5 protein-coding genes are annotated in these 25,349 nt (G+C 60.8%); all 5 read right to left on the reverse strand.

The annotated features are described in order from the left end of the window. Positions 1-769: 769 nt before the first annotated feature. The gene (locus tag L63ED372_RS10825) at positions 770-2,989 is read right to left on the reverse strand and encodes a tetratricopeptide repeat protein (protein ID WP_062405967.1); all 2,220 of its coding nucleotides are present in this window, start codon (positions 2,987-2,989) and stop codon (positions 770-772) included. A 219-nt stretch (positions 2,990-3,208) separates the two neighbouring features. Then, complete coding sequence (locus L63ED372_RS10830) at positions 3,209-3,472, reverse strand: GIY-YIG nuclease family protein (RefSeq protein WP_231624482.1); 264 nt, start codon at positions 3,470-3,472, stop codon at positions 3,209-3,211. Between the two features lie 341 nt (positions 3,473-3,813). After that, the gene (locus tag L63ED372_RS10835; protein WP_062405969.1) at positions 3,814-4,224 is read right to left on the reverse strand and encodes a type II toxin-antitoxin system HicB family antitoxin; all 411 of its coding nucleotides are present in this window, start codon (positions 4,222-4,224) and stop codon (positions 3,814-3,816) included. Next, entirely contained in the window at positions 4,208-4,468 is a 261-nt protein-coding gene (locus L63ED372_RS10840) for a type II toxin-antitoxin system HicA family toxin (RefSeq protein WP_062405970.1), read from the reverse strand. The genes L63ED372_RS10835 and L63ED372_RS10840 overlap by 17 nt, the downstream gene beginning before the upstream one ends. A 378-nt stretch (positions 4,469-4,846) precedes the next feature. Continuing rightward, on the reverse strand, positions 4,847-24,907 hold the full coding sequence (locus L63ED372_RS10845; RefSeq protein ID WP_062405971.1) for an Ig-like domain-containing protein: 20,061 nt from the start codon (positions 24,905-24,907) through the stop codon (positions 4,847-4,849). Positions 24,908-25,349: the final 442 nt, after the last annotated feature.

Raw genomic sequence — 25,349 nt, forward strand, 5'->3', positions numbered from 1 at the left:
AATTTTTTTACATTGCCCAATTGGGGTGCTACCAATACAATATTAATACCAAAGTTAAAGTAAATTAGTTTATTTACTAATTTGTTAATTGGAAAGCCGTCGTAACCGCCCAACGTTCACCCCTGGACTATCAACGGTCACCCCGAGCCCACCAACTGTCACCCCGGGCTTGACCCGGGGTCCAGGTATTTAGCCCTTCGCGTGGCAACCGACGAAGACTGGATCCCGCATCAAGTGCGGGATGACAGTGGGAGGGTGCGGGATATTTGATTTGTCACCCCGGGATTGACCCGGGGTCCAGGCATTTAGCCCTTCGCGCAGCGACTGACATGTCACCCCGGGCTTGACCCGGGGTCCAGGCATTTAGCCCTTCGCGCAGCGACTGACATGTCACCCCGGGCTTGACCCGGGGTCCAGGCGTTTTGCCCTTCGCGTAGCAACCGACGAAGACTGGATCCCGCATCAAGTGCGGGATGACAGTGGGAGGGTGCGGGATATTTGATTTGTCACCCCGGGCCTGACCCGGGGTCCAGGCGTTTTGCCCTTCGCGTAGCAACCGACGAAGACTGGATCCCGCATCAAGTGCGGGATGACAGTGGGAGGGTGCGGGATATTTGATTTGTCACCCCGGGCTTGACCCGGGGTCCAGACATTTAGCCCTTCGCGCAGCGACCGACATGTCACCCCGGGCTTGACCCGGGGTCCAGACATTTAGCCCTTCGCGCAGCGACCGACATGTCACCCCGGGCTTGACCCGGGGTCCAGGCATTTAGCTCTTCGCCAAGCGACTGTGATCCTGGATCAGCTGTTCTAAAGCCCGGGTGTGCGCTACAACGTCCCACGCTGGGGTTTTCTGGAGACGGTCTCGTAAGCCTTTCTTTAAGGCCAACAAGGTTTTGCGGTCACTGGCCATACGTTGGGCCACTGCCACGTAATCGTCATCGTCCTTGGCCACCCACTCGGGCAAACCCGCCGCCGTCATGAAACTCGCACCCATGCGCGACACAAAATGCGCGCCCATTTGCGTGAGCACCGGCACCCCCATCCACATCGCTTGCAAACTCGTGGTGCCACCGTTATAGGGTACGGGGTCGAGCGCAATGTCAATGTCGGCGTACTCGGCCATCATGTCGGTCAAACCCACAGGCCCGCGAAACTCCACACGCGCCAAGTCCACACCCAAGGCTTGCAAACGCTCGCCAAAAATGCGCTTGGCCCCTTCGTCGCTGAAACTCGGGGCCTTCAAAACCAAACGCGAATCGGGCACCGCCTCCAACACACGCGCCCACAGCTTGAGCGTGCGTGGCGTCAACTTAGGCACATTGTTGAATGAACCAAACGTCAAGGTACGCATGGCATCTGCCGCTTTAAACTTGGGAAACGCATAGTCTTCTTCGGGCGCAAAACAAAACACCGTCCCCGGCAAACGCAGCACCTGCTCGGTGTACAGCGACTCGCAACCCTCGGGGGTCACGATGGCATCGCCCAAGATAAAGTCAATGTTGGGCACGCCAGTTGAACCGGGGTATCCCAAATACGTCATCTGCACGGGCGCCGCGCGTTGCGCAAACAAGGGCATGCGGTGCTGGCTGGTGTGGCCGGCCATGTCCAGCAAGACATCGATCTCATCGGCATCAATGCGCTTGGCCAATTGTGTGGTGTTCAGGCTGCCCACCTCTGCCCAATGCTCGGTGCGCGAACGTGCCAGTGCCGTTTGCTCATCATGCGAATCGCCCACGAAATACATGAACAGCTCAAACCGTGTGCGGTCCAGCTCCCGCAACACCGGCTGCATGAAAATATTCACCGGATGCTGGTGATGAAAATCTGCCGACACAATGCCCACACGCAAACGACGCCCCTCGAGCGGCTTGCGCACAAACGAATCTTGGCTGCGAGCCCCCTCGCCCCACGACGCAAACAAACTGCGGTGCAAATCGGCCACCTGCTGCGCCGACTGCATATCGCTGTAGAGCGAACTCATTGCTGCACTCGATGCGTAGCTTGAGCCCTGCCCCTCCTCTAGCGCCAACTCGGCATACAAAGCCAAAGCCTGGTCCGCATCACCCACCTTGCCCGCCACCGCGGCACGCAGCGAACGCGCACCCGGCATCGGCGCCAACGCCTCGGCCTGCTGCAACACCTGCTCGGCTTCGGCCATTTGCCAGCACTCGGCCAGCAAATGTGCGAGGTTCCAATGCGCCCACGCGCTTTGCGGATACAGCGCCACACAACGGCGAGAAATTTCAATCGCCTCTTGCCAAAAATTGTTTCTGAAACTCAAGGCTGCCAAGCGTGACAAGGTCGCCTCATCACTGGCGCCCGATGCCAGGGTCAGCAACTTCATCGCCTTCTCGCGCTCGCCCACACGCAGCCACGCCTTGGCGGCGTCCATCTGCACCTCAGCCGCCAAATTGGCCAAGGCCTCGGGCGTGTCGGCGCGTGTGGCCTTCAGCGCATCGTTGAAACAACCCAAGGCCTCCTGCGCATGGCCCATCTCCAACACATACTGGCCCATCAACCAATGCACCAAACGCAAAGCGTCTACCCCCTTAGCCGACGCGGCCTGCACCGCCTCGTTGTAAGCATGGTTGGCCAAGTCGGATTGCCCCTGCTGCGCCATCACACGCGCCATGGCCAAATACCCCTCGTAGCGCGTGGGCGCTGCGTCGATGGCCCGCTGATAGGCCGCTGACGCCTGACCCAACTCACCCATCTGCTTGCACAAATGCCCCGCCTCTAGCCATGCGCTGAAGTGGCTGGCATCCAACCGCAGCGTCTGCGCAAACGCCTCGCGGGCCGCCATCCACTCGCCCAAACGCACCAAGCAACGCGCCTTCAGCAAAGCCGCTGGCAGCAAAGTCGCGTCAAGTTGCAACGCAGCATCACAGCCCTGCAACGCGGCTTGCACCTCGCCATTCTTGAATGTCGCATTGGCGGTGTTAAAGGCCTGCGCGGCCAGCACTTGGGTTGAATTCGTTTCGGTCATAGCGTGTATTTTCATATACAAAAATACTTTTTTGGAATTCAGAAATAAAAGAGACTGGATCCCGCATCAAGTGCGGGATGACAGCGGGGCACTGGATCCCGGATCGAGTCCGGGATGACATTTGATTTGTCACCCCGGGCTTGACCCGGGGTCCAGGCATTTAAGCTTTCGCGAAGCGACTAACCAGTACGAGGTACTGACATAAGCAAGGGCCAAAACTCACAAAATTCCATCGTACAAATCAAGCCACTGCGGATTACTTTTTTCGATCAAGGCCAACTTCCACTCACGCCGCCAACGTTTGAGGCGTTTTTCATGGGCAATCGCTTCTTCGATGCTGTCCGTTTGATCAAACCACACCAAATGAGTCACACCATGCTCAGCCGTGAAGCCCTTCACCAACTTCTCGCGGTGCTCGTGGACACGCCGAACCAAATTGTTCGTCACGCCCACATAAAGCGTTCCATTGCGCTGGCTGGCCAAGATGTAGACGAAGTACGACATCCAGATAGGCTAAATTCTTTGGGCGATTTTGTCTCATCTCAACGCAGCTCAATCGTATCGAAATGTGACTGGATCCCGCATCGAGTGCGGGATGACACCCTTCTTGTCACCCCGGGCTCCGACCCGGGGTCCAGACGTTTAGCCTTACGCGAAGCGACTGACGAAGACTGGATCCCGCATCAAGTGCGGGATGACAAGCGGGGGCACTGGATCCCGCATCAAGTGCGGGATGACAAGCGGGGGCACTGGATCCCGGATCGGGTCCGGGATGACAGAAGCGGGTCCGGGATGACAAAAGCGAGTGCAGGATGACATCACGCTCACACAGCGTGTGCGCTGCCTCTGCCCAAGCCTTCTGCAATCAAGGTCAGCACCAATGTATTGAGCGAAACGCCTTCGCGCTTGGCTCTTGCCACCAACTGCACATGCATTGAACGGGGCACACGCGAAACAAACTTGCCCGATGCAGCAATGGGCGTGAAATCTTCGCTCCGCAAAGTGGGGTGCGGCACCTCACGGCCCAAGTCCAACAAGGTGCTGACAGTGGCCTCAAAAGCCTCGCGACCATCGCTCATGGCCTGGTCCATCGTTTCGCCATCGGCCACAACACCTGGGATATCAGGCATCGTGAACATGAAGCCACCGCCATCTTCAGCGGCGATAGGGCTCAGCACATGGCTGTAGGCCTCAAACGGAAACGGTGGCACCACCTTTTTAATCTTCTTGACCATACGACTGCTCCTGAAGTGCATCCAACAACAGCAAAAAATGCTTGATGTAAATGGCTTTGATGGGTCGCCTTGCGGGCACTGACAACGTATCGGTTAATTGCGAATGGACAAACACATGATGACTACCACCCGTGCTTCGTACGCTCAACCCATGGCGTTTGGCCAATGCCAACAAGTCATCCATGCGCCAGTCATTTGCCGGATTGCGGCGCATGGCTTGCTGTAGCTTCAAAGCCGTATTCATAGTATCACATTCAGTATCAAAAGGTTCTGATCTATCTGTTGACCAGCATGCCTTGAGCCGCCGAAGACTGGATCCCGCATCAAGTGCGGGATGACATTTGATTTGTCACCCCGGGCTTGACCCGGGGTCCAGGCATTTAGCCCTTCGCGAAGCGACAAACCTGTCACCCCGGGCTTGACCCGGGGTCCAGACGTTTAGCCCTTCGCGAAGCGACAAACCTGTCACCCCGGGCTTGACCCGGGGTCCAGACGTTTAGCCCTTCGCGAAGCGACTGACGAAGACTGGATCCCGGATCTAGTCCGGGATGACAGGAGAGCTGTCACCCCGGGCTCCGACCCGGGGTCCAGGCATTTAGCCCCTCGCGAAGCAACTGACGAATCAGCCGTTGTGCGTCACCGCCATTTGCTGGTCGAGCAGCAGTTGGGCTGTGGTGTCGTTGGCGGCGTTGTAGACGGCGTAGGTGCGGCCGTTTTGAGTGACGGTGGAATCGGTAGACAGCCACTCGTTGGCGCTGAGCAGGGCCGTGTCGTTGGCGTCGCCGGTCAACATCAGTTGGTGCATGTCGCCCGAAACCGCATCCACACCGCTTGCGCCCAACATATCGGTCAGGGTCAGCTTGATGGTGTTGGCAGCGGCGTCGGCGGAGGCGTTCACCTCGGTCAACTTGGCTGCGTCTGTCACGGCGGACAAGTCCAAAGACAGACCACCAAACAGCTTGAACACGTTGTCGCCCTGCCCCACGGCGTGCGATGCCGCCTCGGCCGCAGAGGCGCTGCGGTATTCGAACGCTGCGTCGGCCACCAGCACAGAAGAACCATCGGCCAACTGCGCTGTGGACCGACCCGCCTCGGTCACACCCGCCACTGGCGTGCGCGTGGTGCCATCGCTCGTCAAGTCGATCGACGTGATGCCCAAGTCAGCCAAGCTGCGCACCTCGCCAGCATCGCTCACGCCGTTGCCGTTGGCGTCTTGCCAAACTTTGAACTCGGCAAACTTCGCGTCGGCTTCGTTCAACTGGCCGTCGTGGTTGGTGTCAAACACTTCAGCCAAACCTTGCAAGTCGGTACCCCCGTTTTGGGCAAACGCAAACTGGCTGTGGTCGTGCACCATGCCGTCGGCGTATTTGTCCCACACCAGCACGCCGTCTTGCGGAGCAGCCCAGTGGGTGGCGTCCAAAGTGCCGTCGCTGTTGACGTCCATCACGGTTGAGGCATAGCCAATGGTGCCATCACGGTTCAAGTCCAGCAACACTGGGGCCACATTGGCGGTCACGGTCACGAGCTTATTGACAATGACTTGGGATTTAGTCGCCGTGTTTTGCCAGACCACGTATTCGGTAGCGCCGTCTTTAACAGTTCCTGCATTGGTCCAAGTGCCAGTGCCAGACTTCAAGCTAACCGCATCGACATTGGTGCCATCGACCAGAAACTGATGGAACCGGGTGGTGGCGCTCAATGCTGTGCCCGTCACGTTGGTCCAGGTTTTGCCATCGTCGCTGGGGGTACCCGTGTGGATGCTGTTAAAGCCCGCCATGTCGTTGACATCTCTGCTTGCGATGATCAGTGTGTTGGCAGCGACATCTTGGCCCATATTGATGCGCTCAATGCTGTTGATACGGCTAGCGCCGTCATACGCACTGGCGCTGACGTTTCTGATGGTGGTGAGGTCTAAGGTTCCCCCATTCATCAGGCGAATGGTATCGAAGCCTTGTCCGCCGTCCACCATGGCTTTGACTGCTGCGCTTGTGTTGTTGGCCAGATTGGTTACATCTGATGCGGTCAGCACAATCACGTCATTGCCACGGCCTGCGTTAAAGCGGTCAACTCCACCCCCACCAGTGAGCGTGTCATTGCCCGTGGTGCCAATCACTTGTTCGCTGCCCGCTCCGCCTGTTCCGTTAGCCACCATCCCTGTAGCGAACTGAGTGCCACCATAGATGACGTAAGTCCGACCCACGTTGGTGATGCTGCCACTGCTCGGCTCAGCGCTAGGCGCTCCAACCAATAAGTCGTCAAAGCCGTCACCGTTGATGTCACCACCGTAAGAAACAGCACTGCCGTCATTGAATGCGATACCGCCCAATTGATCATCTGCAGAAGCACCATTGATGACGAATCCACCACTGCCTTGAGCAATGTCAGAGAAGTTGAGTGCAGTGGTACTTGTTTTTCCGTACACCACAAAAACGCGGCCGTTTGGACCAGACAGGCCTGAGGCCAACAACATGTCGGCCAAGCCATCGCCGTTGATGTCTCCCGCATACGAGGCTGACAAACCGGATAGGAATTCCGTACTCGTGTTACCGGTGCCAGTGGTACCCTTGATCATGAAGCCGCCAGAGGCATTGGCTGCAGTCAGTGAAGTCAGGTTAACCGTCGCAGTGTCTGTTTTACCAAAAACCACATAGCTATTGCCCCCCTGTCCGGAGGCAATAATGTCGTGAACCACCACGTCAGCCAAACCGTCACCGTTGACGTCTCCGACGCCGGAAACACTTTGGCCCACGTTTTGGTTGGCGGTGAAACCGACAATGTCAAATCCCGTGGTGGAAGCTGCTGTGCTGGTGCCTCCAAAACTGACACGTGCCGAACCTGCGCGTGTCTGGCCATTGATGTCAGCAAGGTTGTTGCCGAAGACAAAGTCACCAAACCCATCTCCGTTGACATCGCCAGCATTGCTGGCGTAGCCAACATTGGAAGTGTTGAAGCCGTAATCAAAGGCACCTGTTGGTGGCGATCCCAAATCATAAGAAGCATTGATCCCGGTTGAAGCATTGGGTTCGGTTCCAAAAAGAACCGAACTGGTACTACCAGCGGACAAGATATCGTTCAGACCGTCACCGTTGAGGTCACCAGCTGTATTGACTATCGACGACTGACGACCCAGTATTGCATAGCCCTCAGATGTTGCTGTAGCTCGGAAAGTGTCCACAGTGACTGTATTGCTGTTGGTCTTACCGTAAACCACAAACACTGCACTGGTGTTGCCACCATTGGTGGCTTGCGCGTTCGTATCTGCGACGAGAATATCGGCCAAACCGTCACCGTTCATATCTCCTGCCGCTGAAACGTTGATGCCTAGCTTAGAGCTCCCTCTGTCAGTCCTAATGACAAAACCGTTCGACGAGCCTCCTGCTGTGATACTTGACAACTCCAATGATGTGATCGGTGTAGATGAACCGAACACCACAAACGCACGCGCGTCAGAGGGCGAGAAGTTGGGGTGCTGACCGATCACAAAGTCATCGTAGCCATCACCGTTGACGTCACCCAGGTAAGACACTGAAGAACCCGTGTTGTAGCCTGTTGTGGCGGATGCGACACCCACAATGCCATTCGTCAACGTGACAACCGAAGTCGTCACCGTCTGATTCACCGTATCGGTCGCCAACGAGTAAGCGGTGGTGCCACCTTTCGCGTTGGTAGCGCTGATGTTCACAAACGCGCCTTCAGTGCCGCTGGTTTGGTCCCACGCGCGGAAGGTGAAGGCGCTGCTGATGCTGCCTGTGAAGTTGGCGTTGGGTTTGAAGTACACGCGGTTGTCCGTGTCGGACTTGAGCAAGAAGGCGCGGCTGTCGCTGAGCGCGGTGCTGGTGTCCACAGCCGTCCAAGTGGTGCCGCCGTTGGTGCTGAAGAACAGGCTGCCTTTGCTGGTGTCGATCGCGTTTATGGCGATGCCTTTGCCGTTGGTGCTGTTGGCATCGGTGACGGCACCTACAAAATCTGAGACCAAAGTGCCGACTGCACCCGTGGGGTTAGCGGGAGTGGCCGACGATGGCAAGCTGTTCATACTGAGGCTAACGTCAGCAAGCACAGGGGCTGCGTTGGCAGCGACCACGGTGATGGTGCTGGCCAAACTGAGTGTGGCGGTATCAACGCCGCCGTTGGCAGTGCCACCGGTGTCCTGCAGGCTGCTAATAGTTAGCACACGGCCACCTAGGCTGGCCGTGGCATTGGTGTTGATGTACTGAATGCTCTTAACAAGGATTTCCGTGTTGGCAGTGCTCAAACCAGCGCTGCTGCTGAGGTCTACGGTGGCCGTGCCATTGGTTACAGAAACACTGAATGCGATACCGTTGGTGGTGGTGGTTCCGCTGGTGCCGTTGGTCAGGCTGAAGGTGCTGCCGTCGAGGGTGATTTTTTCATCTGCACCGTCTTGCAAGCCGCTCACTGTGAATTTGAGGGCCTTGATGGTTTGCACAGTGTCTCTGTTGCCCAGGGTGGCTGTGGCCGCGCTGAAGGCGGTCACTGCGGTGCTGCTGCCGATCGATTGGCTGCCGCCTTGTGTGGTGACCACCAGCGTTGGCGCGTCGTTGATATCGGTGATGTCAAAGTTGAGGTTAAATGTGCTTGCCGTGGAGTAGGCATCTCCAGCGCCCGTGAGGGCAGAGATGTCTTTGAAGGTGCCCGTGGTGGAACCATCAGTTCCGTCCCACAGGCGGATATTGGCTTTAGACAGTTGTCCTGAGAAATCGGCTTTGCCAGAGAACCACAGGCGGGCGTTGCCGTCGAGCAAGAAGGCGTTGGTGGCACTGCAGCTGGCGCATTTGGCGGTGAGGTCGAGCCAAGTCGCGCCACCGTCCAAGCTGTAGAAGGCGGTCCCGTTGGTCGTTGTCTGCAGCGGCCCTGTGATGGCAATGCCTACGTTGGTGTTGTCCGCATCTTTGCCCGCGGTGAGGCTGGAGATGAGCGTGCCCGTGGTGGTGCCATTCACAGGCGCAGCTGCATCTTCCAGGCCACGGTAGCTGATGGACGCACTGATGGCAGGTGCATCGTTGACAGCGGTCAGGTTGATGGTGCTGGTGCCGACGTTGGAGGCGTTGTTGGCAGACTGGCCGTCGTTCACTTGCCAGCTGAGGGTGCGGCTGCCGCTGGTGGCGGTGGGGTTGTCGCTTGTGCTGCTGTAGGTGACGCTTTGCAGCGCGGCTTGGTACTGCGCCACAGTGGCGGTGCCGCTCAGGGTGAGTTTGCCGGAGGCGGCGTCGAAGCTGCCGGTGATGCCGTTGGCGTTGGTGAAGGAGAGCACGTCACCGGTGGTACGACCGGAGGTGATTTGCACGGTGGCACCCGTCAGGTTGGCGCTGTCGGCATCGCTCAGGGTGAGGGTGTCGTTGGCGGCGACGCCTGCTGCGTTTTCGGTGTAGCTGCGGGCAGTGGCGCTGGTGACAACAACCGGGGCGTCGTTGACCGAATTGACGGTGATGGTGATGGTGTCGGTGTCGGTTTTGGCGTCGCCCAAGCTGCCGTCGTTGGTGGTCATGGTCAGCTGTGCGCTGCCGCTGAAGTTGGCAGTGGGTGCAAAGCTGACGGTGGTCGCCAGTGTGGCGTTGATGGCCGCTTTGGTGCCGGTGAGGGTGACGGTGTTGGTGCCGCTGCCTGTAATGGTGGCGGTGCCGCCGCTGACATTGAGTACGCCGTTGGTCACGCCCAGGGTGACGGTGTAGTTGTCGCCGTTGTTGGTGGCGTCGGTCATGCTCAGGCCGGTGATGGCCAGGGCAGTGTCTTCGTTGGTGCTTTGGGCGGTCAGGCCGTTGTTGACGGGGGTGTCGTTGGCGGCGATGACTTGGACGATGCGGTCTTGCCCAGTGGCCAAGGTGGCGCCACCGCTGCTGACAATGTTGGTTTTGACGGTGTAGTTGCCCAGCGCCAGTGCGTTGGCCTGGTTGTCCAGGGTCCAGACGCCGTTGGTGACGGTGGCGGTGACGTTGTCGACCACTTTGACGTTGCTGCTGTTGAGCACGGTGACCTTAACCACTTCGCCCGTGGCCAGGCCGCTGGTGGCTCCGCTGAGGCTGAGGGTGGTGTCGGTGGTGATCAGGTCACTGGCACTGCTGCCGGTGTCGGTGCTGATGCTGTTGAAGCTGACGAACTTGTTGCTGGTTTCGATGTCGTTGTCGACGAGCAAGTCGATTTTGAGCGAGGCGTTGGACCAGCGGGTGTAGGTGCGGCCGTCGCTGACGGAGGCGTTGCTGTTGGCCGGGTCGGTGGCAAATGGCAGGTCTTTGGCACCTTTGACCCAGCCTGTGGTGTCGTAGCCGTCACCAGCCGAGAGCACGAGTTTGTCGCCGGTGTTGCCGCGAACGACCAGTTGGTAGTTGCTCAGCAGGTTGATGTTGGTGAGCCAGCTGGCGGTGCCAAACGAGGCGAAGGCGGTGGCGTCGCCGATGACGTTTTGTGCACCGCTGTCGCTTTCCAGGTCGATGATTTCAAAGCCTTGCAGTTTGGTGGTGGTGTAGAAGTCGGTGAGGTTGTTCAGGTCGAGCGTGGTGCCTGTTCCTGTGACTTTGAGGGTGTCGATGCCCGCACCGGCATTGACCCAGTTGGCGCTGGGGGTGGCGTTGACCAGGTAGTTGGCGATGGCGCTGGCACTCAGTTCAAAGGTTTGTGCACCGCCAGAGCCTGAGCCGGGTGCGCCTGCACCGGCAAACGAGATGCCGGTGCTGGTGCTAGGCAGGACTTGGGTGGCTCCGTCGGCCACGAGGGTGATGCCGCTGGTGCTGGTGGTGGCCAGGGCTTCGACAACGAGCTGTTGTGTGCTGCCGCTGGAGACGTTTCCGGCCAGGTCGGTGGTGCGGAACTGGAAGGTTTTGGTGCCTGTGCTCAGCGGGGTGTCCAGATAGAACTTGACGAGGTCGCCGCTGAGGTCACCGGCCGCCCAGGTGGTGCCGCCGTCGGTGCTGATTTCGACTTTGCTCAGGGCTTCGCCGGTGCCAACGGTGCCAAAGATGGTTTGGCCTTTGGTGGTGCCGTCGCTGAAGATTTTCCAGTCGGTGTTGCTGGTGCCCGCGCTGCTGGGGGTGTCTTTGTTGATGTTCAGGGCATCGACTTGTTCGGCGTTGGTGGTGTCAACTTTGAGCGTTTTTGTGGTGCTCTTGACGACGTTGCCCGCCAGGTCGACCACGTCGGCCTTGAGGGTGTAGGTGCCTTCTGCCAAGGTGTTGGCGTGGTTGTCCAGCGCCCAGTTGCCCGAGCCGTCGACGGTGACGAATTGCGATGCGGCCAGGGAGCCATCGGCTTTGACGATTTGCACGCGCAGTTGGTCGCCCGCTTGTGCGCCGGTGTTGCTGAAGCCTGCTGCGGTGCCTTTGATGACCAGCGTTTGGTCATTGGTGATGAAGTCGGTGGCACTGACGCCGGTGTCTTTGGAGTCGTTGGCCCCGCTGTCCACGATGCTGGTGATGGCCAGCGTGAGGGTGCTGGTGGCGTTGCTGTCTGAGCCTGCTGCTCCTGTGCCGTTGTTGGGGTTGTTGGCGGCATCGGTGTCGATGACCAGGGCCTGGCTGTTGCCCGCTTTGACCACGTTGCCTGCAGCGTCAACGATGTCGGCTTTGAGGGTGTATTTGCCGTCGGCTTGTTGGATGCCGGTGCGGTCCCAGGACCAGGCACCGTTGGTGTCGGGTTGCACAAAGGCTTCGGCTTGCAAGGTGCCGTCTGCCTTGAGCAGTTGCACGCGCACGCGGTCGCCGCTGGCGCCGCCGGTGCTGCTGAAGTTGGCGGTGGTGCCTTTGATGACGAGGGTGTTGTCGTTGGTGACAAAGTCAGTGGCGCTGGTGCCGTTGTCTTTGGAGCCGTTGGCGTTGCCGGTGGCGCTGTTGCCGTCGTCGATGGCGGTGACGCTGACGCTGACGGTGCTGCCCGAGTTGCCATCGGTGGCGGGGTTGTTGGCCGGGTTGGTGCTGGCGCTGTTGTCAATGATCAGGGTTTTGTCGGTGGCGGCTTTGACGGCGTTGCCGGCCAAATCGACGATGCTGGCTTTGACGGTATAGGCACCGTCGATCAGGTCGTTGACGGTGTTGTTGAAGGTCCAGTTGCCACTGCTGTCGGGCGTGACCAGGCCTTCGGCCGCCACGGTGTTGTCTGCTTTGAGGATTTGCACGCGCACGGCAGCGCCTGTGGCGTTGCCGGTGCTGACGAAGTCGGTGACGGTGCCTTTGATGGCCAGGCTGCGGTCTTGTGTGATGAAGTCGTTGGCGCTGGTGCCGGTGTCGCTGGAGGCCAGGGTGCTGTCCACGATGGACGCAATGGCGATGCTGGCGTTGGTGTTGGCGTCGGTTGCAGGGGTGTTGCTGCCGTTGCTGTTGTCGGTGCCTTGTGTGGCGGAGTTGTCGACGGTGACGATTTGGCTGTCGGTGCCTGCAGCTGCTGTGTTGGTGCGGTTGCCTGCTTTGTCAACGATGGTGGCGATCAGGGTGTAGTTGCCGCTGTCGCGGGTCACGCCGGTGTCGCTCCAGCTCCAAGTGCCGTTGCTGGCGGGGGTGACAAAGGTGCTGCCAACCACGGTGCCTGCGGCGTTTTTGAGTTCGAGCTGAACCACGTCACCGTTGGCGGTGAAGCTGCCGACGGTGCCGTTGTAGACCAGGGTTTGGTCGTTGGTGACGAAGTCGCTGGCGCTGGTGCCGCTGTCCAGGCTGATGCCGGTGATGCTGACGGTGGCGTCTTTGTTGGCGTCGGTTTGTGGTGTGGCGCTGCCGTTGCTGTTGTCGGTGTTTTTGCCGCCGTCGGTGTCGATGGTGACGATTTGGCTGTCGGTGCCTGCACCGGTCACGGTGTTCCCTGCTTTGTCCACGATGGTAGCGCTCAGGGTGTAGTTGCCGCTGGCACGCGTGACGCCGGTGTTGTCCCACGACCAAGTGCCGTTGCTCGCGGGTGTGACGAAGGTGCTGCCCACTTCTGTGCCGCTAGCGTCTTTGAGGACGAGTTTGACGGCGTCGCCGTTGGCGGTGAAGTTGCTGACCGTGCCGCTGTAGGTGAGGGTCGGGTCGTTGGTGATGAAATCGATCGTACTGGTGCCGCTGTCGGTGCTGATGGCGTCGATGCTGACGGAGGTGGAGGACGAGGCGTTCGGGTCGGCGCTGTCGCCGCCGTTGCTGTTGCTGTTGTTGCTGCCGCTGGTGTCGATGGTGACCAATTGGCTGTCGGATACGCCTGCGTTGCCCGATTCGTCACGCACTTGCATCTGGATGGTGGCGGTGCTGGTCAAGCTGGTGTCCACTGCGCTGACGTTGGTGCCGCTGACGCTGGTGGTGATGTCGATCCAGGTGGTGCCGTTGTGTTTGGAGTAGAACAACTTTTCGCCGGTGGCCAAGGCGGCGCTGAGCGTGGCCCTGATGGTCAGGCCGTTGTTGTCGCTGGTGATGAAGTCGCTGTTGCTGACGCCGGTGTCGTCGGTGATGCCGGTGATGTCCACCGTGGTGGTGGGGGCAGTGGCATCGGTGCTGTAGACCTGGTCATCGGTGATGGTGCCGGTGTTGCCCGCGGCGTCTTTTGCAGCCAGGCTGGCAGCGACGGTGGTGTCGTTGTCGGCCAGCAGGTCCGCGCCCGTGGTGTTGATGCTGAAGCGGCCGTTGGCGGCGACAGCGCCGGTGAAGGTTTTGCCGTTGATGGTGAGGGTGACGACGTCGCCGGTGGTGAATTCGCCACGCACGGTGCCGGTGATGGCGATGCTGGCTTGGGCACCTTCGACGGTGTTGACAATGTTGTCAGCGGTCACGCTGTCCAGCACGAGGCTGGTTTTGCCGGATGGTGGGTTGAGTGGGTCTTCGGGGTTGACCACGGGCAGTGGACCGGTGGTGTCGAGTTTGGCGCTGTCGGCTGTGCTCGTGGCACTGTTGTTGCCTTCGGGGTCTTGCAATTTGGCGGTGACGCTCAGGGTGGCACCTTCGCTGGGCTTGGCGTAGGTGGTGGTGGCAAATCCGGCGTCGAGGTCGGCTTGCGCGAGGGTGACGGTGTTGGTGGTGGTGCCGTCGCTGAAGAGCACTTTGTCGCCCACGGTGACTTTGGTTTTGTCAAAGTTGGCGCGCACGGCAAAGGTGTTGGCCGTGCCAATTTCACTGGCGTTGACCAAGCCGTCGTTGTTGGCGTCGGTGGTGATGGTGACAGTGGGTGCTGCGCTGCCGTTGGGGGCGATGCTGTCCAGTGTGTAGGCTTGGTTGGCGGTGATGGTGCCAGGGTTGCCCGCTTTGTCATTGGCCACCAAGCTGGCAGCGACGGTGAGGTCACTGTCGGCCAGCAAGTTGGCACCGCTGACGTTGATGCTGAAGGTGCCGTCAGCAGCAACTTGGCCTGTGAAGTCGGTGTTGTTGACGCGCAGGGTGACGGTGTCGCCGGTGGTGAATTCACCGCGCACTTTGCCGGTGATGGCGATGGCGCTTTGGGCGCTCTCGGCAGCGTTGAGGACGTTGTCGGCGGTGACTTTGTCGAGCGTCAGGCTGGCTTTGCCAACTGCGGGGTTACCGGGGTTGGCCGTTTCTTGGGCGGGTCCGGTGGTGTCGAGCTGCGCGCTGTCGACGTTGCTTTCGGAGGCCACGTTGCCCGCCGTGTCCATGACAGTGGCACTGACTTGCAGGGTGGCGCCTTCGGCGGGTTTGTCGAAGGTGGTGGTGCCAAAGCCGTTGCTGATGTCGGTGGCGGTGAGCGTCACCATTTTGACGATGGCACCGTTGGTAAAGACGAGGATGTCGCCGGCAACGACTTTGGTTTTGTCAAAGGTGGCGCGGGCGGTGAAGGTGGTGGCGCTGCCCAGTTCGGCGGCGCTGACGAAGCCGTCGTTGTTGGCGTCGGTGGTGATGCTGACCACGGGCGCAGCTTCGCCGTTGGGAGCACTGGTGTCGAGTTTGGCGCTGTCGTTGGCGCTGCTGGCTGTGCTGTTGCCCAAGCTGTCTTGCAGTTTGGCGTTGACGGTGAGGGTGCCGCCTTCTGCGGGTTTGGCAAAGGTGGTGGTGGCAAAGCCGTTGCCAATGTCGGCCGCGCTCAGGGTGATGGTTTGGGTGTTGCTGCCGTCGCTGAAGACGATTTGGTCACCGGCCATGACTTTGGTATTGTCAAAGCTGCCTTTGACGGTGAAGGTGGTGGCGGTGCCGATCTCGGTGGCGTTGACAAAGCCGTTGTTGTCGTCATCGGTGGTGATGGTGACGGTGGGCGCAACGCCGCCGTTGGGCGCGGCACTTTGGATGTTGGCGCTGTCGCTGGCGTCCGGGGTGGGGCTGGTGTTGCCGGCGCGGTCGGTGATGCTGGCGCTGACGGTGAAGGTGGTGCCGTCGCCAGTGGCGGTGAGGTCGGTGACTTCGACCTTGCCTGCGGTGATGTGCGCGGCTGTGAGGGTGATGCTGCGCGGGTTGTTGCCGCTGGCTTTCAGGGTGATGGTGTCACCGGCTGCGGCTTGCGCGGGCAGTGCGATGGTGGCCTTGAATTGGCTGGTGAGTTCGCTGCCGCTGATGAAGCCGTCGTTGTTGGTGTCGGTGCCCAGGGTGACTTTGAGACCCGTTTTGGTGGCGTCTGTGGGGTCTGCGAAGCTGCTGGTATCCACAATGGCTTTGTCGGTGCCGGCGCTGCTGACGTTGCCTGCACTGTTGGTGCGGGTGGCGCTGATGTTGAGCGTGGCGTCGTTGGCCGGTGCGCTGAAGCTGTCGGTGACAAATCCGGCGTCAAGGTCGGCTTGGACCAAGGTGTGGGTTTTGGTCGTACTGCCGTCGGTGACGGTGATGGTGTCGCCCACAACCGCGCCGCTGGGCAGTGTGGTTTTGATGCTGACGGTGGTGGCACCGCCCAGTTCGGTGCGGTTGATGAAGCCGTCGTTGTTGCTGTCGGTGGTGATTTCGACGGTGGGTGCACCAACGGGTGTGGTGTTGACGGTGGCTGCGTCAGTGGCCAAGTTGCTGGTGTTGCCTGCGGTGTCGGCGACTCGGGCGCTGACTTCGAGTTGGCTGCCGTTGGCGGGCAGTGTGAAGCTGGCGGTCAGGTTGCCTGCAGAGATTTGCGCTGCACTCAGGGTGATGGTTTTGCTGTCGTTGCCGGTGCCGGTGATGACCAAGACGTCGCCTGCTTTGGCGTCGGTGGGCAGGGTGACGGTGACGCTGGCGGTGGTGGCGCCGTTGATCTCGGTGGTGTTGAGGATGCCGTTGTCGTCGGTGTCTGTGGTGATGCGGATGCCAACGCCTTGTTTGGTAGAGGGGCTGACGGGGTCGAGGTTGGACAGGTCAAGTTTGGCGCTGTCGGTGGCTTCGGGGCCGGTGTTGCCCAGCACGCCGTCGGTCAGGCTGGCTTTGACGTTGAAGGTGGCACCGTCGCCAGGGCTGGTGAAGGTGGTGCTGGCTTTGCCCGCGTCCTTCATGGCCTGGGTGAGGGTCACGGTCTTGACGGTGCCAGTGCCGGTGTCGGTGAAGGTGACCGTGTCGCCCACAGCCACTTTGGCGCTGTCGAACTTGGCGCTGACGGTGAGCGTGGTATTGGGCGTGCCGCTGCTGTTGCCGATTTCACCAAAGCTGACCAAGCCGTCGTTGTTGGCGTCGGTGTCGATGGTGAGTGTGGGAGCGTCGCCACCGTTGGGGGCGCTGGTGTTGGCGCTGTAGTCTTTGGTGGCGGTGATGGTGCCGGTGTTGCCTGCAGCGTCGGTGGCGAGCAAGCTGGCGTCGATGACGGTGTCGCTGTCTGCGGCCAGGTCTGCGCCGGGCACGTTGATGCTGAAGGTGCCGCCGGTGACCAAGGTGCCAGTGAAGGTTTTGCTGTTGATGGTGAGCGTGACGGTGTCACCGGCTTTGAATTCGCCACGCGCGGTGCCGGTGATGGCAATAGTGGTGCCACTTTCGGCAGCGCTCAAGATGTTGTCGGCGGTGACGTCGTTCAGCACCAAGCTGGTTTTGCCAGCGGCTGGGCTGGTGGGGTTGGTGCTTTCTTGTGCGGGGCCGGTGGTGTCGAGTGTGGCGCTGTCGGCGGTGCTGCTGGCACTGGTGTTGCCTGCGATGTCGCGCACCACGGCGGTGACGGTCAGGGCGGCGCCTTCGGCTGGTTTGGCGAAGGTGGTGGTGGCAAAACCGGCATCGATGTCGGCTTGCGTGAGGTTGATGGTGTTGGTGGTGGTGCCGTTGCTGAAGACGAGCAGGTCACCGGCGACGACTTTGGTTTTGTCAAAACTGCCTTTGACCGCGAAGTTTTGCGAGCTGCCCAGCTCGTTGCTGCTGACCAGGCCGTCGTTGTTGGCGTCGGTGGTGATTTCCACCGTGGGGGCAGCACCGCCGTTGGGGGTGTTGTCGTCCAAGGTGTAGAGCTTGTTGGCTGTGATGGCACCGGTGTTGCCAGCGGCATCGGTGGCGGTCAGGGTGGCGTCGATGGTTTTGTCGCCGTCGGCTTTGAGGTCTGCACCGCTGACGTTGATGCTGTATTGGCCACTGGCGTTGACGGTGCCGCTGAAGTTGCGGCCGTTGACGGTCAGGGTGACGGTGTCGCCAGCTTTGAATTCGCCACGTGCGGTGCCCGTGATGGCCACGTTGGTGAGGGCCGATTCGGCCAGGTTGACGATGTTGTCGGCGGTGACGTTGTCAATGCTCAGGCTGGCTTTGCCCGCTGGGGGGTTGATGATGCTTTCGGGGCTGACGACGGGGGCCGGGCCGGTGGTGTCCAGGCGAGCGCTGTCGCTGGCGCTGACGGCGCCGTTATTGCCGACTTTGTCTTGCAGTTGGGCGGTGACGGTCAGGGTGCCGCCTTCGGCGGGTTTGCCAAAGGTGATGCTGGCAAAGCCGTTGATGATGTCCGTGGCGCTCAGTGTGACTGTCTCGGTCATGCTGCCGTCGTTGAAAATGACTTTGTCACCGGCCTCGACTTTGGTTTTGTCAAAGCTGGCACGCACGGTGAAGGTGTTGCTTTGGCCGATTTCGCTGCGGCTGACGAGGCCGTCGTTGTTGCTGTCGGTGGTGATGCTGACCGTAGGTGCTGCGCCGTCATTGGGGGCGATGGTGTCGGTCAGGTAAGTTTTGGTGGCCGAGATGGGCGCAAAGTTGCCGGCCGCATCGTGCGCATCCAGGGTGGCTGTAATGGTTTTGTCGCCGTCAGCGAGCAAGTCGGCACCGCGCACATTGATGCTGAAGCGGCCGTTGGTGGCCACTTCACCGGTGAAGGTTTTGCCGTTGATGGTGAGGGTGACCACGTCGCCTGCGGTGAAGTCACCACGCGCTGTGCCTGTGATGGCAACATTGGTCTGTGCGCCTTCAACACCGCTGACGGTGTTGTCGGCGGTGACGTCGTCGAGGATCAGGCTGGTTTTACCTGCTGTAGGCGTCAGGGGTGTGGCGCCTTCTTCGGTGGGCGCGGTGGTGTCGATGGTGACCAGTTGGCTGTCGCTGATACCAGGGTTGCCTGCGGCGTCGCGCACTTGCATGAGGATGGTGGCGGTGCTGGTGAGTTGGTCGTCGCGTGCGCTGACGATGGTGCCGCTCACGCTGGTGGTGATGTCAATCCAGGTTGCGCCGTTGTCACGCGAGTAGAACAGTTTCTCGCCAGTGGCCAGGGCGGCGCTGAGCGTGGCGCTGATGGTCAAGCCATCGTTGTCGTTGGTGATGAAGTCGCTGCCACTGACGCCGGTGTCGTTGGTGATGGCAGTGATGTTGACGGTGGTGGTCGGCGCTGTGGTGTCGACGGTGTAGTCCTGGGTGTCGGTGATGGTGCCCGTGTTACCGGCCAGGTCTGTGGCGGCCAGACTGGCCGTGACGGTTTTGGTGCCTGCATCGCGCAGGTCGGTGCCGGGCACGTTGATGCTGAACGCACCTTGGGCGTTGACGCTGCCGGTGAAGGTTTTGCCGTTGACCGCCAAGGTGACGACGTCGCCTGCGGTGAAGTCGCCACGGGCGGTGCCGGTGATGGCAACGCTGGCTTGTGCGCCTTCGACTGAGTTGACGATGTTGTCGGCAGTGATCGGGGCGAGCGTGACGCTGGCTTTGCCCGCTGCGGCATCGGGCGTGAGCGGGGTGGTGTTTTCTTGTGTGGGCGCGCTCGTGTCGATGGTGACGAGCTGGCTGTCGGTGGCACCGGCATTGCCGGCCGCATCGCGCACTTGCATGCGGATGGTGGTGGTGCTGGTGAGCGTGCTGTCGACATGGCTGACGGCGGTGCCGTTGACGCTGCCGGTGATGTCGGTCCAGGTGCTGCCGTTGTCTTTGGAGTAGAACAACTTCTCACCCGTGGCCAATGCGGTGCTCAGCGTGGCACCGATCGTCAGGCCGTTGTTGTCGCTGGTGGTGAAGTCGCTGTTGCTGGCACCGGTGTCTAGGCTGATGCGGGTGATGTCCACCGTGGTGAACGGACTTGTGGTGTCGGTGGTGTAGACCTGGGTGTCGGTGACGGTGCCGGTGTTGCCTGCTGCGTCTTTGGCGGCCAGGCTGGCGGCCACGGTCTTGTCGCTGTCGGCCAAGAGGTCAGCGCCGGGCACGTTGATGCTGAACGCACCTTGGGCGTTGACGCTGCCGGTGAAGGTTTTGCCGTTGACGGTGAGTGTGACGACGTCACCTGCTGTGAACTCACCACGGGCGGTGCCGGTGATGGCGACGTTGGCTTGCGCAGATTCGGTGGCGTTGACGATGTTGTCGGCGGTTACCGGATCGAGCGTGATGCTGGCTTTGCCCGCTGCAGCGCTGGGGTTGAGCGGGTCGGTGGTTTCCTGGCTGGGCGCTGTGGTGTCAACGGTGACCAGCTGCGTATCTTGGCCTGCCGCAGCGGTGTTGGTGCGGTTGCCTGCAGCGTCCACCACCGTGGCAGTCAGGGTGTAGTTGCCGCTGGCGCGGGTGACGCCGGTGTTGTCCCATGTCCAGCTGCCGTTGGCAGCGGGTGTCACAAAAGTGCGGCCCACTTCGATCCCTGAGGCGTCGGTCAAGACCAACTGCACGGCTGCGCCGTTGGCTGTGAAGCCTGACACGGTGCCCGAGTAGCTCAGTGTCTGGTCGCTGGTGATGAAGTCGGACGTGCTGGTGCCTGTGTCTGTGCTGATGGCGGTGATGCTGACGGTGGCCGCGGTGTTGGGGTCGGTGCTGGTGCTGCCGTTGCTGTTGCTGTTGTTGCTGCCGCTGGCATCGATGGTGACGAGCTGGCTGTCTGTGGGCCCTGCGTTGCCGGCCGCGTCGCGCACTTGCATGCGGATGGTGGCAGTGCTGGTGAGTTGACTGTCCACGGCGCTGACAGCCGTGCCGTTCACGCTGGCGGTGATGTCGATCCAAGTTGCGCCGTTGTCACGCGAGTAGAAGAGTTTTTCTCCGGTGGCCAGCGGTGCGCTCAAAGTGGCGCTGACGGTCAGGCCGTTGTTGTCGCTGGTGATGAAGTCGGTGCTGCTGACGCCGGTGTCGTTGGTGATGCCCGTGATGTCCACCCTGGTGGACGGCGCTGTGGTGTCAATGGTGAAGGTTTGTGCGGTCGACGCGGGGCCGGTGTTGCCTGCCGGGTCGGTGGCGGTGCTGGTGATGCTGTGGGGACCTGCGGCCAGGGCTTGAGTGGGCGTGAAGCTCCAGGTGCCATCGGGGCGCACGGTGGTGGTGCCCAGCACGGTCTCGCCATCGCGGATGGTGACCACCGAGCCCGCTTCTGCGCTGCCGCTGATGGTGGGCGTGGTGTCGTCGGTGGTGCCGCCATTGGGCACGCTGCCTTGCACGGTGCCCACATCGTCGTTCACGCTCAGACCCGAGGGGACTGACGGTGCGCTGGCGTCAATGGTCAATTTGAAGTTGGCTGTGCCGCTGGTGCCTGCGGCGTTGGTGGCGGATGCGCTGAAGTTGCGCTCGCCCGAGCTTTGCACGGGTGTCGTGAAGCTCCAGTTGCCGTTGGCGTCTGCGGTGGTGGTGCCCAGCACCGTGGTGCCCTCACGCAGCGTGACCACCGCGTTGGCCGTGGCTTTGCCCACCAAGGTGGGGGTGGTGTCGTTGGTGACGCCGTTGTCTGCCACATCGCCGGTGTTGGCCGCCACGTTGTCCACCGCTTTGGTGATGCTGACGATGACGGCGCTGGCGTCAACAGTAAAGCTCAGCGGGTCGCTGGTGCTGCTGTTGCCCGCTGGGTCTGTGACGGTTTGGGTGATGTTGTGCGGGCCGTTGCTCAAGGGCTCGGTGGGCGTGATGCTCCATGTGCCGTCGGGTCGGGCTGTGGTGGTGCCCAGCACGGTTTCGCCGTCGCGGATGACAACCACGGCACCGGGCTCGGTGGTGCCGGAGAACGTGGGGGTGGTGTCGTCTGTGGTGCTGCCACCGGCAATGGCGCCAGTGGTGGGGCCTACGTTGTCCGTGGCGGCAAAGCTAGGCTTGGCTGGGGCTGCGGTGTCCAGCGTGTAGGGGTAGGCGCCAGTGGGGGCGCTGGTGTTGCCAGCGGCATCCGTGGTGGTCGCGCTCAGGCTGATGGCGGGGCCTGTCAGGGCCGAGGTGGTGACGCTCCATTGGCCGTTCGTGCCAACGGTGGCGGTGCCCACGGGGGTGGTGCCATTGAAGACGGTGACCACGGTGCCGGGTGTGCCGGTGCCGTTGACGGTGGGGGTGTTGTCGTCGCTGGTCGTGCCCTTGGCGATGTTGCCTGTGACGCTGCCAACGTTGTCAGTGACGCTGGTGATGGCGGGGGCTGCTGGAGCGGTGGGGCTGGCATCTGCGGCAACAGTGAAGTTGCGTGCAGGAGATGCAGGGCCTTCGTTGCCTGCGGCATCGACCGCTTTGGCGGTGAGGCTGTGTGCGCCGTTGGCCAGGGCGGTGACGGGGGTGAAGCTCCAGGCGCCGTTGGCGTCGGCAGTGGCCGTACCGATTTGGGTGGTGACGCCGTTGATGGTATCAAAGATTCTGACGGTGCTGCCGGCTTCGGCGGTGCCACTCAATGTGGGTGTGGTGTCGTCGGTGCTGGTGTTGTTGGCAATGCTACCCGTGGCAGCGCCGACGTTGTCGGTCAGGTCGCCAATGCCAGGAGCTGTCGGAGCGATGGTGTCGATGTCAACGTTAAAAGGTGCGCTGGTGCCGCCCGATGGGGTGGTGGCCGTGAAGCTGTGTGGGCCTTCGCTCAGGGCTGGCGAGGGTGTGAAGGACCAGCTACCGTCAGGGTTGACGGTGGTGGTGCCCAAGATGGTGTTGCCGTCGCGGATGGTGACTTGTTCACCCGGTGTGCCTCGGCCATTGAGGGTGGGAGTGTTGTCGTTGGTTTTGCCACCATTGTTCAGGCTCTCAACCGCATTGTTGGAATTGCCAGCATTGTCGGTCACGCTGCCAATGCTGGTGGCGGTGGCTGGAGTGGCGCTGAATGTCCAGGTGTTGTTGGCGTCGGCGCCGTCGGCATTGACGTTGCCTGCCGCATCGCTGAAGCGGGCACTAGCAACCGCCACAGACGTGGTGCTGCCTGTGGTTTTGGTGAAGGTGGCAGTGTAGCGGGTAAAGCCAGTGGTGGCGTTGCCGGTGCCTGGCACGCCTTGTAGAGTGCTCAAGGTGCCGCCGCTCAGGGTGATGTCGGCATTCGTGAGGTCGGTGCTGGGCTCCGACAGATCAAAGAATACGGTGGCCGTATCGCCGGCATTGAGCAAGCGCGTTTGGTCTGCACTGACTTGAATGGTGGGCGCAGTGGTATCGATGACCAAGGTGTAGGGGTTGCTGGTGTTGGTGACACCGTTGGCCACAAATGAAGCCACGAGGCTGCGGCTGCCTTGTGTCAATGTAGGTGTGGTGAAGGACCAGTTGCCATTGGCATCTGCCGTGGCCGTGCCCAGTACAGTGTTGCCGTCGCGGATGGTGACGGGCGTGCCGGGCGGTGCCTTGCCATTGAGGGTGGGTGTGGTGTCGTTGGTGCTGGCGCCGTTGGTCAGGTTCTGCAACGCGTTGTTCGGATTGCCAACGTTGTCGGTGGCGTTGTCGATGCTGACCAAGGTGTTGGCGTTGTTGATGGCCAAAGAGACAGCGTTATTGATCTCGGCGCCATCTTTGTTGAGGTTGCCCGCCGCGTCGCTGAATCGATCACTGGAGACCACGATGGCGGCGCTGGTGACGCCCGCATTGGGTGTGAAGGTGGCGGTGTATTGGGTAAATCCGGTGCTGGCGTTGCCGGTGCCGGGCACGCCTTGCAAGTTGGTGATGGCGCCGCTGGGCGAGGTGATGTCGCTGGCCTGGAAGTCGGCGCTGGGCTCACTCAGGGTGAAGCTGAGTGTGGCGGTCTCGCCATTGGCCAAGATGGTTTTGTCTACGCTCACAGCAATGGTGGGGGCGTTGGTGTCCACCGTGAAGGCAAAGGGCCCGGCATTGGTGGTTGCACCGTTGACGGTGGTGCTAGCGCTCAGGCTGCGCGCGCCCTCAGGCAAGGCTGAGGGCGTGAAGCTCCACACGCCTTGGGCGTTGGCGGTGGTCGTGCCCAGCACAGTGGCTCCGTCGCGCAGTGTGACCACGCTGCCGGCCGGGGCCGTGCCGTTGACGGTGGGGGTGCTGTCGTTGGTCAGGCCGCCTGCGGCGATGTTGATGGCCGCCCCTTCTGGGGTGTTGGCCGCGTTGTCGGTGACGCTGGTGATAGCCAGTGCGTTGTTGGTGGCAGAGCCGGTGCCCACGTTGAAGGACACGGTGTTGTTGGCTTCAGCGCCGTCTTTGTTGAGGTTGCCCGCTGCGTCGCGAAACTTGTCGCTGTCCACAAAGACCATGGCACTGGTGATACCCGCATTGGGGGTGAACGTGGCGGTGTAGCTGGTGCCGCTGCCTTGCAAATTGCTGAGCGTGCCCCCCACGGCGGTGATGTCGCCCAGAACAAAGTCTGCGCTGGCTTCGGACAGTGTGAACGTGACGGTGACGCTCTCACCTGTGGCCAAACTTGTTTTGGGCACGCTCACGGCGACGGTGGGCGTCACGGTGTCTATAACGATGGCAAATGCAGCGCTGGTTGCGGGGCTGCCCGCCACCTCGGCGGTGGCGGTGAAGCTGTGGTTACCTTCGGCCAGTGTTGCGGGCGTAAAGCTCCACACGCCATTGGCGTCTGCCGTGGTCGTGCCGAGCACGGCCTCGCCGTCACGGATGGTCACCACGCTACCTGCCGGGGCGAGGCCGGTGAGTGTGGGCGTGTTGTCATTGGTCAAGCCGCCAGCGCTGAGATTGACGCTGGCGTTGTCCGTGTTGCCCACGTTGTCGGCGACGGCGGTGATGGTCACATCCTCAGAGGCAGTTGTACCGCCAGCACCGCCCGCTACTGCTGCCGCCGCCGCGCCCGCGCCCAAAAGGCCCAGGCCCGCCAACAAGGGGTTGAAGGCCAAGACCGCAAGCGCAGCGCCCGAACCCACCACTTCTGCACCACCCAGCGCCACACTCACCGCTTGGCCACCATCGGCCAGCTGAGGGATCAGGCCTTTGGCGTCCGGGTCCTCTGGGATGTACTCGTAGAAGTTGCCATTTTCGGCTTGTCCCACCACGCCGTTGTAGCCCTCGGGCATGACGTCGTAGTAGTCCTCGATGATCACATCGGCTTCGGTGCTGCCCTCAAACAGGATGTGCAGGTTTTTGCCCACGCGTTTGACTTTGACGTAGTCCGGGCCCACAGCCTTGGCTTTTTCAAGATCCAGCAGTTGGTACTTGGCACCGGCCTTGGCTTTCAGGCGCACCGGCTGCCCACGACCGCCCTGCCCCTGCGTGACGTCCACGCTCTGGTTGTTGTCTGCGTTGCCGGTATTGACGACTATTTTGAACTTCTTGGACATGGTGCTTCTCTTTAAACGGGTGATCGAGTGCGAATGGGGCGGATCGCGCTTTGGATGAGTGGGAGGTTTCGGTTCTGGTGAAACGGAGGAAAATTCAGCGGGCTAATTCGGGGGGCAAAGAACCTTCACAGCCTGCAAATGCGTACCCGCTGACCTGGCTTGTGGGCTCAGGACACGGCAAATACGAAACAAAAGACGCCGAAGTTTTCAATACCTTGGTATTGTTTTTGATGCTTTTATGAGCGATTAAATTTGCACAAAAGCATACTTCTTGGATGTGATTCGCAAAAATTGAGGCCATAAGTTGATACTTTGAGAGGTATAGCGATGTTAAAGAGGCACACACTCAAAGTAAATTGGCCAATTGGAGTACCCGCGTGTTTTTGTCGTATTAAATTGTAAAAAATTGCTAATTTAATAGTTATTTATAGGGAAGGATGTG

This window comes from Limnohabitans sp. 63ED37-2 (assembly GCF_001412535.1).
In the GTDB taxonomy this organism is placed as follows: domain Bacteria; phylum Pseudomonadota; class Gammaproteobacteria; order Burkholderiales; family Burkholderiaceae_C; genus Limnohabitans_A.